Origin of the sequence: Enterococcus sp. 3G6_DIV0642 (assembly GCF_002140635.1) — a bacterium.
In the GTDB taxonomy this organism is placed as follows: Bacteria; Bacillota; Bacilli; order Lactobacillales; family Enterococcaceae; genus Enterococcus_D; species Enterococcus_D casseliflavus.
The window spans coordinates 740,029-754,836 of record NZ_NGLH01000001.1 but is presented as its reverse complement, the minus strand read 5'-3'; the positions used below and the strand labels follow the sequence as shown (position 1 = coordinate 754,836).

The 14,808-nt window shown below is 40.4% G+C and carries 13 protein-coding genes and 1 pseudogene; 2 read left to right on the top strand and 12 right to left on the bottom strand.

Translation table 11 applies throughout. From position 1 onward, the window contains the following. From A5878_RS17655 to A5878_RS03600, 6 genes and pseudogenes are all read right to left on the bottom strand, one after another. On the bottom strand, positions 1-1,736 hold a 1,736-nt coding region (locus tag A5878_RS17655; protein WP_256925799.1), incomplete at its 3' end, for a MucBP domain-containing protein. Positions 1,737-2,265: 529 nt separating this feature from the next. After that, positions 2,266-2,622, bottom strand: coding sequence for a RidA family protein (locus A5878_RS03620; protein ID WP_015509114.1), 357 nt, complete (start codon positions 2,620-2,622; stop codon positions 2,266-2,268). A gap of 100 nt (positions 2,623-2,722) precedes the next feature. Next, positions 2,723-3,088, bottom strand: coding sequence for a hypothetical protein (locus tag A5878_RS03615; protein WP_074536376.1), 366 nt, complete (start codon positions 3,086-3,088; stop codon positions 2,723-2,725). A gap of 89 nt (positions 3,089-3,177) precedes the next feature. Continuing rightward, positions 3,178-3,771: pseudogene (locus tag A5878_RS03610) on the bottom strand (HD domain-containing protein). Positions 3,772-3,968: 197 nt separating this feature from the next. Continuing rightward, the gene (locus A5878_RS03605; RefSeq protein ID WP_005225213.1) at positions 3,969-4,349 is read right to left on the bottom strand and encodes a hypothetical protein; all 381 of its coding nucleotides are present in this window, start codon (positions 4,347-4,349) and stop codon (positions 3,969-3,971) included. Positions 4,350-4,834: 485 nt separating this feature from the next. After that, entirely contained in the window at positions 4,835-6,328 is a 1,494-nt protein-coding gene (locus A5878_RS03600; RefSeq protein ID WP_086294614.1) for a helix-turn-helix domain-containing protein, read from the bottom strand. 531 nt (positions 6,329-6,859) lie between these two features. On the opposite strand from A5878_RS03600, the gene A5878_RS03595 reads away from it, so the two are divergent. Continuing rightward, positions 6,860-7,294, top strand: coding sequence for a hypothetical protein (locus tag A5878_RS03595; protein ID WP_086294613.1), 435 nt, complete (start codon positions 6,860-6,862; stop codon positions 7,292-7,294). Positions 7,295-7,398: 104 nt separating this feature from the next. On the opposite strand, the gene A5878_RS03590 is transcribed toward A5878_RS03595, so the two are convergent. Together A5878_RS03590 and A5878_RS03585 are read right to left on the bottom strand one after the other, a co-directional pair. Then, positions 7,399-10,275, bottom strand: a complete 2,877-nt coding sequence (locus tag A5878_RS03590; protein ID WP_086294612.1) for a MucBP domain-containing protein — start codon at positions 10,273-10,275, stop codon at positions 7,399-7,401. 392 nt (positions 10,276-10,667) lie between these two features. Beyond that, positions 10,668-11,141 carry a DUF1456 family protein gene (locus tag A5878_RS03585; protein ID WP_074536375.1) on the bottom strand — a complete coding sequence of 158 codons (474 nt, stop codon included), beginning with the start codon at positions 11,139-11,141 and terminating at the stop codon, positions 10,668-10,670. Positions 11,142-11,399: 258 nt separating this feature from the next. Between A5878_RS03585 and A5878_RS03580 the strand changes: the two genes are divergently transcribed. Continuing rightward, the gene (locus A5878_RS03580) at positions 11,400-11,849 is read left to right on the top strand and encodes a DUF305 domain-containing protein (RefSeq protein WP_005225207.1); all 450 of its coding nucleotides are present in this window, start codon (positions 11,400-11,402) and stop codon (positions 11,847-11,849) included. A gap of 131 nt (positions 11,850-11,980) precedes the next feature. Here the strand turns inward: A5878_RS03580 and hisIE are convergent, their stop codons facing one another. The 4 genes from hisIE to hisH are packed head-to-tail and all read right to left on the bottom strand — an operon-like array spanning position 11,981 to position 14,746. Next, positions 11,981-12,613, bottom strand: coding sequence for a bifunctional phosphoribosyl-AMP cyclohydrolase/phosphoribosyl-ATP diphosphatase HisIE (gene hisIE / locus A5878_RS03575; RefSeq protein ID WP_086294611.1), 633 nt, complete (start codon positions 12,611-12,613; stop codon positions 11,981-11,983). Between the two features lie 38 nt (positions 12,614-12,651). Beyond that, complete coding sequence (hisF, locus tag A5878_RS03570; protein ID WP_074536374.1) at positions 12,652-13,410, bottom strand: imidazole glycerol phosphate synthase subunit HisF; 759 nt, start codon at positions 13,408-13,410, stop codon at positions 12,652-12,654. Beyond that, entirely contained in the window at positions 13,407-14,126 is a 720-nt protein-coding gene (gene hisA / locus A5878_RS03565) for a 1-(5-phosphoribosyl)-5-[(5-phosphoribosylamino)methylideneamino]imidazole-4-carboxamide isomerase (RefSeq protein ID WP_015509107.1), read from the bottom strand. Before hisA ends, hisF begins: the two co-directional genes overlap by 4 nt. After that, entirely contained in the window at positions 14,123-14,746 is a 624-nt protein-coding gene (hisH, locus tag A5878_RS03560) for an imidazole glycerol phosphate synthase subunit HisH (RefSeq protein WP_086294610.1), read from the bottom strand. Before hisH ends, hisA begins: the two co-directional genes overlap by 4 nt. Between the last annotated feature and the right edge of the window lie 62 nt (positions 14,747-14,808).

The following is a 14,808-nucleotide window of genomic DNA, read 5'->3' as shown; positions in this document are numbered from 1 at the left end:
GCTTGCCATTGACCAAAAGTTTTGTCACCTGTTGCTTCATTCGTTGTCACTGTTCGTGTAAAGGTGACTGTGTCTACATTGTCTGGGGCTGCTTCTTTGCCATCTTCATACACATAATGGATCATTCGCTTGACTTCTTTGGTTTCCGTAGATTCGACCATCTTTGGCGAGTACATGACAAATTCTTCAATATCTTCTGAATCGGCCTTTACGTCCATGACTTCATCGATAAATTCCCTATCTGTAAAGTAGTTGGCTATCTCTGGACTCTTGACTAAGTCAAAGGTTGTATCATCATCTCTTGCTTGCCATTCACCGAATGTTTCTTCGCCAGTGGCTAGATTCGTTGTCACTTCTCGAGTAAATTCAACTGTATCTACGTGATCTGGAGCAGCTTCCGTACCGTCTTCATGCAAATAGTGAATGATTCGTGCGACAATTTTACTTTCTTCCTTGGTTTCTATCAAGGGACTATAGATATACGTGACCGTTTGCGGAACTTTGCTAAAGACAACCTTCTCATCCCCATGGACTTCCTTCAATGTATAGTTAGGAATATCTTCAGGAACAACTTCAACTGTATCGCCAATATTTCCGCCAGTCAGTACATTAGGCGGCAATAATTCCTTACCATCTTCATCTAAGTAATTGACTGTGACTGGTGCTCCTTCAATAAACCAAGGCTGCCATACATAGGTATCAGCCATCGTCGCGCCATCATAGGTCAACACTAGTTCCTCTGACTTCAATATGTGTTCACCATATGGCGCATCTACGGTACCTGTCCCTACATTTTGCCAGTAACCGGTATAATAACTTGAATGGAATCCGTACATCCCACTTGGGTCAACCAAGTTCACCGGATAGGAATTGCCTGGCCAATTGTTCCACCCAACAAAACTGAATTTTGGTCCTAATTTTAATTCTCTTAGATAGCGTACATTTGCTAAAAACTGGTTCATCCCGGCACCTAAAGAATTTATGACACCGGTGCTATCAAAATTCGATAAATCTAATGTAGATCCGCTATAGCCATAAAACATACTATTCATCGTGGTTGCTTGACTCGTATCAAGATAAGTCAGTCCCACAATCTCATTCAATTGAGAGGGCACGGTGCCGTAGTGGGAGTAACTCTCAAACAACCCTGCTACATCTGCTGGCAAAATGACTGGCGCTGTGAGAACAACTTTTTTTATGACCATATTTTTAAGTTCTTCCGTTAAAGGAATCACTTGATCCACCGCAGTTGTCAATGTACCTGCTCCTACAGTCAAAACCCCTTCAATATCTAATGTTGCTGGCGCAGTCCCCCACATACCCGTCCACAATATATTTTCTGCTAGCGCAGATTTTACTTCCTGACTCTCATCAGCCGCCATACTGCTTTCTGTGTCTTCTTCTGTACTGGCGTTTTCTGCAGACTGTTCTGTTCGCTGATCAGGTTCCGTTTCTTCTACTTGAGTTGTCTCGACTGTTTCTTGTTCAACTGCTTTTTCTTTGCTCCCCGTTTCAGAAGTGGTCGTTTCCTCCGTTACTGCTGGTTCGGAAACTTGCTGTTCAGAAAGATTCTCACTCGTACTCAGTGTTGCTTCCTCTATCTCTGAAGTGCTGATTGTTTCGGCCGCAGCAGGGATGCTAACAACTGCTTGTGTGACAATTGGGCTTCCCAAAATAAACACTGACGAACTAACAAGAAGACGCGACAATAGTTCTTGCTTCGCTGATTTTTTCATTACTGTTCCCTCTTTCAATTTAAGTGAATAAGCGCAGCGATACTCTCCCCAATGCAAAAAAGCTGCCCGTTGACAACTACTTCTTACTTCTATGTAATACGTTCGTTGTTCTCATTCCTTATGCCTGCATTATTACATGGTTCTCGGATCAGGACACGACAATAAACGGCTTGAAAAATACAAAAAAAGTCCTATTTTATAAAAAGAAAATAAAGGAATATGAAGGGGGCGATCGCTAAAAGTGTATACAAAATACAATAAATAACACGTTATTGTCAGACTACACTCTATTTTTAACTCTTTCTTCTCAATAACTTACCACACTGATGGGAGTTCTGTGATTCTAAAAAAGATGTGTTAGATTAAAAAAAGAGGACTGATTCCTCAGCCCCCTTTTGCTTTGTCTGCTTTTTAATCAATGAAGCGTAAGCAACACCGTTATTCAAGAAAACACTGGCTTACCATTACTTTTGCCGATAGGTAACCATAAAGAAACGTTCCGTTTTTCTAAAATGCTCTCTTTATCGCACTATCCCTTAAAAGCTATCGCATCAATTTGAAAAAGAATCCCCACCTCGCCAGAATGAGCAAATTCTGTCTGAATCGATTTTCTAACAGGAAATTTCCCATGGAAGGTTTCTTTTAAAATCTTTTCCATAATCGGAATATCAAAAATATTTTTGAAAAGTACATCCATCTTTACCACATCTGCTAGTGCCAAATCCACCAATTTTAATCGCTCTTCTAATTGCTTCAGTGCTCCTACAATCTGCTTTTCGATCGGCTCGCCAATATTTCCCACGCAATAGCCAACAAAAACAAAATTTCCTGCTTCGATCACGCCCGAAAGCGCCCATTCCTCATTAATATCGTAACGTTTTATCATTTTCTTCTTTACTCCTTTTGCGTTTGAGCCATTTTTTTCACTACTTTTATAAAAAAAACTTCTATGCCTATGTTTTGCCAAAACACAGGAAATTCAATGATTACCGCAAATGAATGTTTCGTTTTTCAACCAAAAGAAAAACTCCTAGGACTACCATCATGATGGAAAGAGCCATTCCTACAGAAAACTCATCACGACTTCCAAAATGAAGAATCTGCCAAAGCCTTGTCAGCTGCTTTACATTTGCGGCTTTTACGATCAGCTGTAAAAGATAATAGAGGAAAAACAATAGGGCAGTGACACCGAATGCTTTTGCTGCCGTGTAGCAAACAAGCGCTTTTTCTTGTTCATCTTTCGTTTGGACAAAGGCATAGTATACCCAATAGCCCCCATATATTGATGTAAGAATAGACACTGTTACGATAAAATACTTTGTAAAAATATACCCTGCTTCCCCGATACTCATACCCATTCCTTCTCTTCTAGTACATTTAGTGTTCATTTTATGATGCTCTTCTACTTTGGCTCATATTTAACAGCTTATTGATTTTTTCTTTATTGCTTCAGCCAGCCTTTATTTACGGCATCATCTATAAGTTTTCTAACATAGTCCCAAACTTCTGGCATAATTTCTTTGATGACCTCGTTTCGTTTTAATTCGCGTTCAACATCAATGTTATTTTCTATCCAGGTATTCCCGTCAAAGTAGTATATCTGCAAGACAGGCTGTAACCTATCGATAGCCGATGCATATTTTGCTTCTACGGTTGCCATTTCCTCAAACTCTTCTCACAAAGCCATAAATTCATCATATTGTTCACTCGGTAATGTAGAAAATAAACTTGTAGCTGCTTCCCGTTCTCGCTGTACTTTATCCAGGTACCCAGCTTCATCATAACAATAGGTATCACCTGCTTCGATTTCTACCATGTCATGAATAATTAACATTTTGAGTACTCGCAACAAATCCACTTGCCCTTCGGTTGCGACATGTTCTGCAAGCAATAGTGCACATAATGTCAAATGCCAGGTGTGCTCTGCATCATTTTCTCGTTGGTTTCTATCATAGATTAGTGTCGATTGTCTAAGGATGGATTTAAGCTTGTCAGCTTCGACAATAAACTGGATCCTTTTTTCTATTGCATTCATTTGTGACCTCCACTTATTTGTTAAATGAATTTATATCAAAGGTACAGCTTTTTTCCACAGTGCCTCCAAAGTTGCATAAAAAGACTGCAGCCTTTTCTTTTGGTAAAACAATTACTCCTGCACAAACCTTAATGGAGTCTCCCTTCAAACTTCCTACAACACTTTTTTCTCACGAATGATCTTTGTTGATACTTAAACTACTCCACGGAAAAATGCAATGAATGGGGCGTAGGCGCGATCAATGTCAGTCCACATCTTTCTTTAAAATAGGTTTTGCTATCTTGTTTCGCCACTTGCAAAATTTCTGCTTCAGCAAAAGGGACCACATTGTCACTCCCCCGCAATTCACTGCATTCCAAAATAATCAAAATCTCTGCTTCTAATGTATTGATTCTCGCATACTGTTCAAAAAAGTTCTCGTGATTGATTTCTTGGATCGCTCGTTTGATTTCGAAGCAATTGGCAAGAATCTTTTCTTTGAGTTCTGGAAACTCTTCCTTGAAAAAAAGCCGCTCCGTTTCTTCCATGTAGAAGTTTAAATATTCTTCCATTGAATGGATCTTAAATGCTGACTCCATCTTTAGCCCTCCTGTTCTATTGATTGGTGAATCTTATGTAAAATCCTGTTTATATGTTTATCGTTGTAACGAATACGTCGATGCGTACTCTATGGAAATATTGATAGGAAATCGACCTTTAGGCTGAAATCACTAGCATTACGTTAAATAGAGGATTCGAACACTTTTTTTTCCCTTCGCTTTTTCGTAAAACGTTTCTGTTGACCGAGATCTTTATGCCTGCATTATTACATGTTTTTTAGGAAAGGAGACGCCAATCATTTGTTTGTTAGAAGCAAATAAAGTCCTGTTAGATACCTTCGGGTTGGATCGTATCAATTTTAGTTTCATAAAAGTAAACAAGCCCAAGAGCCGATTGAGCGATTGACAAACTACATAGGAAATCTGAGAAACGCTGTGCAAAACTTTTCGCTTCCCACTATAAAAAGGGAGGATTCTCTGGTTTTGAGAATCCCCCTTTTTTTCATACTGTGAAATTCACAGTTTTACGTATGTTTTTGACTAAACTCATTCTGGAACTTTTCAACTGCTTCAATCAGTTCAAGCCAGCGATCCCCCGTTGGAAAACTATTCCATTTAAAAAATTGGACGTTGGGGTTTTGGTCAATAAAAGCTTGCCGATTGACGGGGTAATCTGTCACGACAAAATCGGGATTTTCGGAAACAAATGAAAGTGTGTAACCGAACCAGCGTTTCAATCGTTCCTTTTGTCTGATTTCTTGGATTTTTCCGAATTTTGATTCGTGAAAAATACGAACCGTAGAACGATCAATTTTCGCTACCAGAGAAAGAAGCATACTATATTGAAAAAGCAAGCGATTGTTCGCTTCATACATGGTTGCAAAAATTGGTGATTGTTGCGCTAACGATTGGTACATCTCCTGAACAAGCGGAAAAATCTTAGGAAAGACACGGCGATAATCTTTGTCCGTGGTGCTTTTTCCAAAGGCATCGATCTTATTTTTCGATGCAAAAAGAAGCGAAACCGAATGAATATTCAAGGCATTGACCAACAAATAATCAATATTGCTTTCAGAAACGAGAAAAACTTTCTGAGCGTTTTCCGCAAATAGCCTTGCTGCAGCGATGGCTTGAGGAGAAAAATAAGCCCCAATTGTTAGCTGACTAGGAATCTCTTCAGGTAAGTACGTCGTCATGACAGAAAACATATAATACAAGAAGAGAAATTCTGTTTCTGGAAGCCCATTTAGAATCAAATTGTTTCTTAGCAATGGCTTGATCAGCTCTTCTTTAAATTCTTCAAAGGAAATCGTCAGATGCCTCATCTCCCTCATCTCTTGAGGAATCTCTTTTACAGGAAAGCCTCTTTTAAAACGATAAATACTCAATGCCAGCAATTGCACAAATTTCTCCTGATCAATCCCGCGATAAAAACTGGGATAACTTGTCAACTTTTTCTTCAATGTACTGACACTTTGTTTCGTCAATCCACTATAACGCGCGTTCGTTGCATCATAGATCTGCCAATACATGATGTGGAAAAAATGCCGAATGCGGTATTCTTCGCCCACAAAAAGCGGTTTTCTTTTTAGGTTCAATCGAATGTGATAATTTTCAAGAATCGTTTCTACTTCCTTTAGTTTTCTTTGAACCGTGCGATTGCTGACATAATGTTGTTGGGCGGTTTCTTCCAGCGACACATATTTATCACTGAAGAGTCTGTCTAAAATTTGAAATGGCATGCTTTCTGCTAGCATGACCGAATAAAGCTTAGACAAAAGAAAATTCGGCGCAAAATAAAGCGTCATCTCTCTACCTTCATGCAACGCAATCTCAAAATAAGGATACGCCTTTTGCAAATCGAGTGCTCGCTCAAAAACTAAGACGATTCTTCGTTTTGATAAGTTAGTCTTTTCAGCAAGGTCATTTAGTTTTTCACGCTCCACCGCCTGCTCAAAAAAATGCGCAAACAATTCATAAACATCTTGGTCTAATTTAGTTAAAAGAAATTTATACATAATAATACCTCTTAACTTTATTTTTAAGGTAATTATACTCCTTTCACGATCTATTTTCATTCAGTGTGAACTCATTGATTACTTATTTCATTTTATAAGAAGTTGTCTCTGAAACTATCACCTTCTGAATCATTTAGGATAAGCAAAAGCATGGCTACAACTACTTAGAACTACGAGTTACTGCATCTGGAGAGCATTGCTCTTTCTAACAGCTGGTTTAAGACGACAAAACAGTCCAAACCGCAATTTATCAAAAAATTATTTTATAATAATAAAAGTAAAAAAACGTATATTTTGCTACGATAATAAGAGAGTCGGTTTTTAGGAGTATTTACAATCGAATAGTTAGGTAGCCTTTGAGCATTTCAACAATTCCAAAAGCTTTTACTTTCTATCAATTACGCTTATATAAAGTTGAAAATTAGTACAGTTATTTTTAAAGTATCTTCGCCATAATCAAGCTAACTTCTTACATTATTTAAAAAGAATGGGGGGACAGGTGTTCATGCTTCGCTGAATGAACTGAAATCAATGAAAATATCAAAAAAAATAGTATGGTCAAGTGTTGCTAGTATTCTCGTTCTAATTTTAATAGGTCTCGCTGTCTTTTTCTCCCCTAGTAATAAAGCTGGGATCGTTGTCTCAAATGACTTTGGAAAGATCACCGTTCCGTTGCGAATAAATAGAACCTATTTAACTCAAACAAACACTGTCTTCTATCAGCCTGAAATACGCTCAGCCAAAACAGCTCTGGAGGAGGCGAATTTATTAGGAGAAAGTACACTTTCGATAAAAATCGGTGAGGAAGAAAAAGAAATTGTTTCTTATATTGATGCCAATGTTAAGAACTTCTCTCTAGAACTAAACGTGATAGACTATGACAAAACAACAGGAAAATTAGTCTTGACTATTGCCTATCGGGATGGATTGAATGATGAATTCAAGAACGTAACATTCGAAAGATAACTGATAAAAATCTCATATTCTCGCTCATAATTAAATAGGGTTAAACAAAGAGTATCCAGAAAATAATCAATTCTGGATACTCTTTCCTCTCTATTGAAAAGCTTTTAATTTTCAGTTTTTCTTTTTCGTCTCAAAATTACTACGAAAGAAAACAGAACAGTGATGACTCCCAAAAAGCCCATGATTCGTTGACCTGTAAGTTGTTCTCCTGTTGCAGGCAACTTATTTTTTGATTTGGTTTGTTTGTTTGTTTGCTTGCTGTTATTTCCTGAGCTATTCCCGTTCTCTTCTTCCGGCGTCTTGTTTTCTGATTCTGGTGTATCTTTTCCTGAATCTTCTCCCGGCTCATTCTCTTTATCAGCACTGTAAACATAAATAACTTCTTGGACGGCAGCACTGAAGGTACCTTTTGCATTTTTAGGCGTCTTTGAAACCCACCAGCCAGATATTTCTTTGGCGTTGCTTTCATAAGACAAGCCAACTTTTCCACTAAGGATCGTTGGTTCAGCTAATTGATTTCCTTCCATGTCTTCATATCTTACGATAACCAGTGCTGCATCACTACGTTCATAGACATAGGTAACTTCTTGCGCATTTTCACTATAAGTCCCGTTAGCGTTAGTTGGCATTTGGGAAACATACCAGTCTGGGATGGCTTTAGCTTTACTTGTATATGGTAAACCTATTTTTCCACTCAATACTGTCGGTGCAGATAGTTGATTCCCTTCTTTATCTTCATACTTGACCGTAACTGGCGCTGCATCACTTCGCTCATAGACATAGACGACTTCTTGTGCCTTTTCGCTGTAAGTCCCATTAGCGTTAGTTGGTGTTTGAGAAACGTACCAGCCTGGGATTGCTTTGGCTTCACTTTCATATGGCAGACCTATTTTGCCATTCATTACGGTTGGTGCTGCTAATTCATTGCCTTCTGTATCTTCATACTTGACCGTAACTGGTGCCGCATTACTACGTTCATAGACATAAATTACTTCTTGTGCCGTTTCGCTGTAAGTCCCGTTGGCGTTAGTTGGTGTTTGAGAAACGTACCAGCCATTGATTGTTTTGGCTTCACTTGTATAGGGCAAACCTACTTTGCCGTTCAATATTGTCGATGTAGATAGTTGATTGCCTTCTGTATCTTCATACTTCACGGTAACTGGCGCTGCATCACTACGTTCATAGACATAAACGACTTCTTGAGCTGTTTCACTATAAGTCCCATTAGCATTGCTTGGCGTTTGAGCTACAAACCAGCCTGGGATCGTTTTGGCTTCACTTGTATAGGGTAACCCTACTTTACCATTCAATACGGTTGGTGTTGCCAATTCATTGCCTTCTGTATCTTCATACTTCACGGTAACTGGCGCTGCATCGCTACGTTCATAGACATAGACGACTTCTTGTGCCGTTTCGCTGTAAGTCCCGTTAGCGTTAGTTGGTGTTTGAGAAACGTACCAGCCTGGGATCGCTTTGGCTTCACTTTCATATGGCAAACCTACTTTGCCATTCAATACGGTTGGTGTTGCTAATTCATTGCCTTCTGTATCTTCATACTTGACCGTCACTGGCGCTGCATCACTACGTTCATAGACATAAACGACTTCTTGCGCGACATCACTGAAGATCCCTATCCTATCCCCTTGGATCTCTTTCAGTGTATAACCTGAGATATCCTTTTCTTCCGTAGTAAAGGGGTCGCCTACATACCCTGATAAAGTGACATTTGGTGCAAGCGTCTGTCCGTTTTCGTCAAGATACTTGACCGTAACATCTTCTGCAGTATTCACATACTTCACAGGTACTTGATAATTCACTAAATATTGAATGGTACCTGTACTAGCAGCTCTCTCGGTGGATAAACGATTAGGAACAAGAGAAGTGATTGACAAATAGTCAACATTGGCGGGAATATTTTTAAATTGAATTCCTTCTTCAGTCAGTTCAAACCCATCATTTTCATATAAGGGAAAGCTATAGCCATTTTTATCTATCCCCCGAATCGAATAAGAATACTTTTTGTTGGACAAAGAAGAGAGCAACGCATTTCCTTGGGTATCAACCATCATACGGTCTTTATAAAGAACATCAGATTGGCCATCTTTTACTAGCATTGGCTCTAATAGTATTTTCTCCTGAGTCATAATAGATAGTTGGGAATTTTGATGGTGTTCTGGAGATAGCTCTAACTTAGAAAAATCCGTCATGCTACTTGCATAGACCGTCAGATAATCTGTTACCCATCCACTAAGATATTGACCAACCCCAATTAATTCTTGGGCTGTCAAATAGGCATCATAATTTCCTATGTGGATATTTGAAAAAGATCCTTTTGGAAAAATCTGTGCTAGTACATTAGGACGGGTAAACAATGTTGCATTTTCCGCCATAGTGATTTTGGGAACATTCGTAGCAATAATAGATGTCGTATATAACGCCTGCAAGTTGCTAGCGTATTCTAAACCAGTAAAATCGACTACTGTGTCTTTGGCTAAAGAAGAAAAATCTAACTGTTTTAGATTCACCATATCTTCTTGAGTGATTGTATCAACTGTTTTGTTTAACCCTTTCGCTACCTCATTTTGCAAATTCTTATCTGGCATCCAAGCGTCTAATGAAACGCTGCGATTAGATACCTCTTTCATTTCCGCTGATGATTCAGTTGCCGAGCTAGCTGTGTCTTCACTTGAATCAGGGAGGTTTTTTTCTGTACTCTCCGTCGAGCCACTTTTCTCATCATCATTAACCACTTCTTGCGATTCTGAGTTACTTGTGGTGTCACCGTTGATTTCTTCTTTTATACGAGAAGAATCGACTGTTTCAGTAGTCTCCTCCACTTTTTCTAATGTTCCTAATGTCGTTATTTCTTTGTTTGATGGAATGGTTTCCTGTTCATCAGCCATAACTTGTGCCAAAGGTGCCAACACAGGCTGACTTAACAAGATCGCCAATGACAAATAGCCCCAAAATTTCCTTTTCATAACATTCTCCTTTTATATTCGTTTAAATACGATACGCTTTCCTATCTTTCACCTATCGACAAACTTCCCCTTCTGATGATGGTGACGACTTGTTAATTACAACTTTTAGACACAGGATACTCCTGTTCATTTTGATAGTATTACATGGTTCATCATTCTGAACACGTCAACATTTGTATCAGAAATGACCAAACTTGTCAGGTTTTAACAAACAGGTTATTCAAGCAAACAGATCGCTCACTTCACCTGCTCCTTCATGCTCCAAGTTTGGCCTCAGTTAGCGTTATAATCACTGATTTACATTGTTTTTTGAATTTACACAAAAAAAGAGACACATAACATGCATCTCTTTGGGCGGCCCATTGTAAGTTCAGCCTATTATTGATTTTTTACTAGTTATCCCGATACTCGATCGTCAATCCTTTTAAAAAGTTGCGGGCATATTTGTCTAAACATGGCTTGTAATTGCGATGGCCTTCTTTTCGTAAAATGGCGCCTAATTCACCTTTTGAAACTTTGACTCCCGCTTGCTGGAAAATGTCCAGCATTTCATCTGTTGTTAGGGAAAGGGCGATTTTTATTTTCTTCAGCATCAAATTATTTACATTGCCATTGTTCAACTCCAAGACAGGTTCTGCAGCATCTGGCTTTGTTCCTCGTTGCGAGCGAATCAAACCATTTAAGAAACGCTCAAAGGCTTCATTGGTACATTCAATCTCATAGGTCTCAGGGTCTTTTTTCTTCAATAATTGTTTTACTTCTTCTTTTGTGAAAGAAGCGCCGCCAAGTTCAAAAATTTTCACCATGTCGGTATCCTTGATATCCAAAGCATAGCGTAAACGCGTCAAGCGATCATTGTGATTCATTCTATACACCATCCATTTCTTAGGTTGATTATAACAAATAAACCTAGACGAGTAATCCCGTTTTCGCTTTTTTACTCTAAGAACCCATTGTTTTCGTTCAAATGTATATCGCTTCTCTCATTCTACTTCCTCCGCTATACTTGATTTAGGGAGTAAATTTATTCTAACAAAACAATAAACAAAAAAAAGCATCTGTTACGATGATGTTTTGGATTGCTTTATTGTTTTTATTTTGTATACAAAAAGGAGAGGAAAGAAATGAAGAAATACGGGAAATTTTTGGTGATGATTGGGGTATCGACGGTGATTATGTTTTGTATGATGTATTTCAATGTCTACGCCCTCGATCATATCTTTTTCAGCCAAACCCGCCTGTTTATGGCACTTATGATGGGCGCGATGATGGCGATCATCATGCTGTTATTTATGTGGAAGATGTATGACAACAAGAAAATGAATATCGGAATTTTAGTTGTCAGTGTTGTACTCTTTTTTGGTTCACTGTTTATGGTCAGAAGCCAAACCGCCGTGGGAGATACGGCCTGGATGAAAGCCATGATTCCCCATCATTCGATTGCGATTCTAACCAGTAAAAATGCCGATTTGTCTGATCCAAGAGTAAAAGAACTTGCAGAAAAAATCATTGACGCACAGGAAAAAGAAATCAAAGAAATGAAAGAATTGATCGAAGAGTTGGAAAACAAATAGCCAGTTTGTGTGCTCACTCAAAGTACCAGCAGATCAACTTTATCGCCACGGTTGCGAAGCCCTTCAAGCAATGACTGAAGGGCTTCTTTTTTATCGTCAGTTGCTTTCTTTCTACTGAAAAACCCTGACCGTTATTGCATCCGTTCTTGTTTGACTTTCTTATCCACAACATGACGCTTGGCAAGCTCTTGTCGAATAGCCGCTAAATCAATCCCCATTTCTGCCATTAAAACCATTGTATGATACGCCAAATCAGCAATCTCATAAACGGTTTCTTGGCGGTCTTCCTTCATCGCCCCAATCACGACCTCGGTTGCTTCCTCGCCGATTTTTTTTAAGATTTTCTCACTGCCTTTTTCAAACAAGTAGCTGGTATAGCTGCCTTCTTGCGGCGTATCTTTACGACCTTTTATCAGCTCATACAACGCATCGATGGTCGGAGAGGATTCTGTACCATAAAGCACCTCTGTAAAGCAGCTTTCTGTGCCTGTATGGCAAGCAGGTCCGTCTTTTTTTACTTTGGCGACTAAGGCATCTTGATCGCAATCTGCGGTCAATGATACTAAATGCTGGTAATTGCCGCTGGTTTCTCCTTTGCGCCACAATTCTTGGCGACTGCGGGAATAAAAGGTCATCAATCGGTCCTTCAAGGTCAAGGTCAAACTTTCTTGGTTCATATAAGCCAAGGTCAAAACTTCATTCGTTTCCACATCCTGCACGATCACTGGAACCAATCCTTGTTCATCAAATCGTACTTGCACCATGTTATCCACTCCTTCTATTGCCTATCAAAACGCCAACGCTATACGATTCGTACGGGAATATCGACGGCCTGTAATTGTTTTTTCAGCGCCGGGATTTTTACCTCGCCATAGTGAAAAATTGAGGCCGCCAACCCTGCTTCAATATTTGGCAATTGAAACAGCTCGATAAAATCGGCACTTTTGCCAGCACCACCCGATGCGACGATCGGTAATTTGGTGATTTCGCTGACAGCTTTCAGCAAGTCTAAATCAAACCCCTGTTTCACGCCATCGGTATCCATGCTGTTGATGACTAGTTCACCAGCACCTAACTGCTCAGCTTGGCGAATCCATGCCAATGCTTCTAAGCCTGTATCTTCCCGTCCGCCTTTGGCAAACACATGCCAGTTCTCACCGACACGGCGAACATCAACGGATAAAACAACGCACTGGCTGCCATAGCGTTTCGCGCCTTCTGCAATCAACTCTGGTCTGCGAAGCGCCCCCGAATTGACGCTGACTTTGTCGGCGCCACAGTTTAAGACTCGTTCAAAATCTGCTACTTGATTGATGCCACCGCCCACCGTCAAGGGGATAAACACTTCTGACGCCACGCGCTGCAAAATGTCCGTGAATAAGCCGCGTTCTTCTGCAGAAGCAGTAATGTCATAAAAAACCAGCTCATCGGCGCCTTGTTCATTGTAAAAGCGCGCCAAAGTCACTGGATCATTGACATCTTTTAAGCCAGCAAAATTGACCCCTTTCACGACTCGCCCATCTCGCACATCAAGGCAAGGAATGATTCGTTTGGCGATCATGCTTCTGCCTCCCCTGCTGCTAAGACATCCGCCAATTGGAGACTGCCGTTATATAAGGATTTCCCGACGATCACGCCAGAGATGCCCAACTGTTTTAATCCTTTAATATCTGCCAATGAAGCCACGCCGCCAGAAGCCACGATGTCGCAATCCAATTGATTGAGTTTTTCGTATAGCGGCAGATTGATGCCTTCTCCTGTACCGTCACGCGAGATTTCGGTAAAGATGATCGTTTGCGCGCCCCATTCCACCAATTGTTGGCAAAAAGTAAACGCGTCTGTTGCCGTTTTCTCGAGCCAGCCTTCCACGGCCACTTTTTCTTCCTTGGCATCGACCCCAATCGCGATCTTATTGCCGTATTTCTTGAGCATCGCTTTTGTGAATGCTGGGTCTTTCTGGGCAATCGTGCCGAGGATCACCCGGTGAACGCCTGCTGCCAAACAATGCTGGATCGTTTCTTCCTCACGAATCCCGCCGCCAACTTCGACAAACAGATTGGTTTGCTGGACGATTTTTTTTGCGACATCAAAGTAATGGAGTTTGCCAGCTTTGGCACCATCTAAGTCGACGAGGTGCAGATAGTTGGCACCTTCTTCTTCAAATGAACGAGCAAATGCCACTGGATCATCCCCAAACACTTCTTTTTGCTCATAGTCTCCTTGGTACAAACGGACCACTTTTTGATCTAACAGATCAATTGCTGGAAAAATTTTCATAGCGGCACCTCCGTAAATGCTTTTAAAATCTTCAACCCGACAGCCCCACTTTTTTCTGGGTGAAACTGAGTGCCGAAGACATTGTCTTTTTGCACGATACCGGGAATTGCTAGACCATAGTCACTGTCTGCTATGACATACTCTTGGCAATCAGTAGCAAAATAACTGTGGACATAGTAGACAAAGTCTTGTTCCCCTAGCCCGCTGACGAGAGGACTTTCCTTTCTGACAGTCAGCCGATTCCAACCAATCTGCGGCACTTTCAGATTCTGTTTGGCTTCTTCAAAGGCGCTTTGCATGGAAACGTTCCGTCCTGGAATCAAACCCAGCCCCGCATGTGTGCCAAACTCCTCACTGCTATCAAACAACAGCTGCATCCCTAAACAAATGCCTAAAAAGGGTTTGCCAGCTGCTGCCAATTCTTGGATCGGTTCGATCAGCGACAACTCTGCCAACTTTTGGCGGGCATCGCCAAAAGCGCCTACGCCGGGTAAAAGAATGCGGTCGGCAGCTTTTAATTCTGCTAGTGAACGCGTGATTTGGCAGTCAACCCCCAAATAATCCAGCGAACGAGACAAGCTGAACAAATTGCCGACCCCATAGTCGATGATTGCTAACATAATACGCCCCTTTCCTTATCTCATCCCTCTGTGTGGAAGATACGTAATCATTTTCCCCTCAT

What these genes read in the sequence shown, in the direction of transcription:
- A5878_RS03620 (WP_015509114.1), bottom strand. Translation starts at nt 2,622, where the DNA reads ATGATAAAACGTTACGATATTAATGAGGAATGGGCGCTTTCGGGCGTG.
- A5878_RS03615 (WP_074536376.1), bottom strand. Translation starts at nt 3,088, where the DNA reads ATGAGTATCGGGGAAGCAGGGTATATTTTTACAAAGTATTTTATCGTA.
- A5878_RS03605 (WP_005225213.1), bottom strand. Translation starts at nt 4,349, where the DNA reads ATGGAGTCAGCATTTAAGATCCATTCAATGGAAGAATATTTAAACTTC.
- A5878_RS03600 (WP_086294614.1), bottom strand. Translation starts at nt 6,328, where the DNA reads ATGTATAAATTTCTTTTAACTAAATTAGACCAAGATGTTTATGAATTG.
- A5878_RS03595 (WP_086294613.1), top strand. Translation starts at nt 6,860, where the DNA reads ATGAAAATATCAAAAAAAATAGTATGGTCAAGTGTTGCTAGTATTCTC.
- A5878_RS03590 (WP_086294612.1), bottom strand. Translation starts at nt 10,275, where the DNA reads ATGAAAAGGAAATTTTGGGGCTATTTGTCATTGGCGATCTTGTTAAGT.
- A5878_RS03585 (WP_074536375.1), bottom strand. Translation starts at nt 11,141, where the DNA reads ATGAATCACAATGATCGCTTGACGCGTTTACGCTATGCTTTGGATATC.
- A5878_RS03580 (WP_005225207.1), top strand. Translation starts at nt 11,400, where the DNA reads ATGAAGAAATACGGGAAATTTTTGGTGATGATTGGGGTATCGACGGTG.
- hisIE (WP_086294611.1), bottom strand. Translation starts at nt 12,613, where the DNA reads ATGGTGCAAGTACGATTTGATGAACAAGGATTGGTTCCAGTGATCGTG.
- hisF (WP_074536374.1), bottom strand. Translation starts at nt 13,410, where the DNA reads ATGATCGCCAAACGAATCATTCCTTGCCTTGATGTGCGAGATGGGCGA.
- hisA (WP_015509107.1), bottom strand. Translation starts at nt 14,126, where the DNA reads ATGAAAATTTTTCCAGCAATTGATCTGTTAGATCAAAAAGTGGTCCGT.
- hisH (WP_086294610.1), bottom strand. Translation starts at nt 14,746, where the DNA reads ATGTTAGCAATCATCGACTATGGGGTCGGCAATTTGTTCAGCTTGTCT.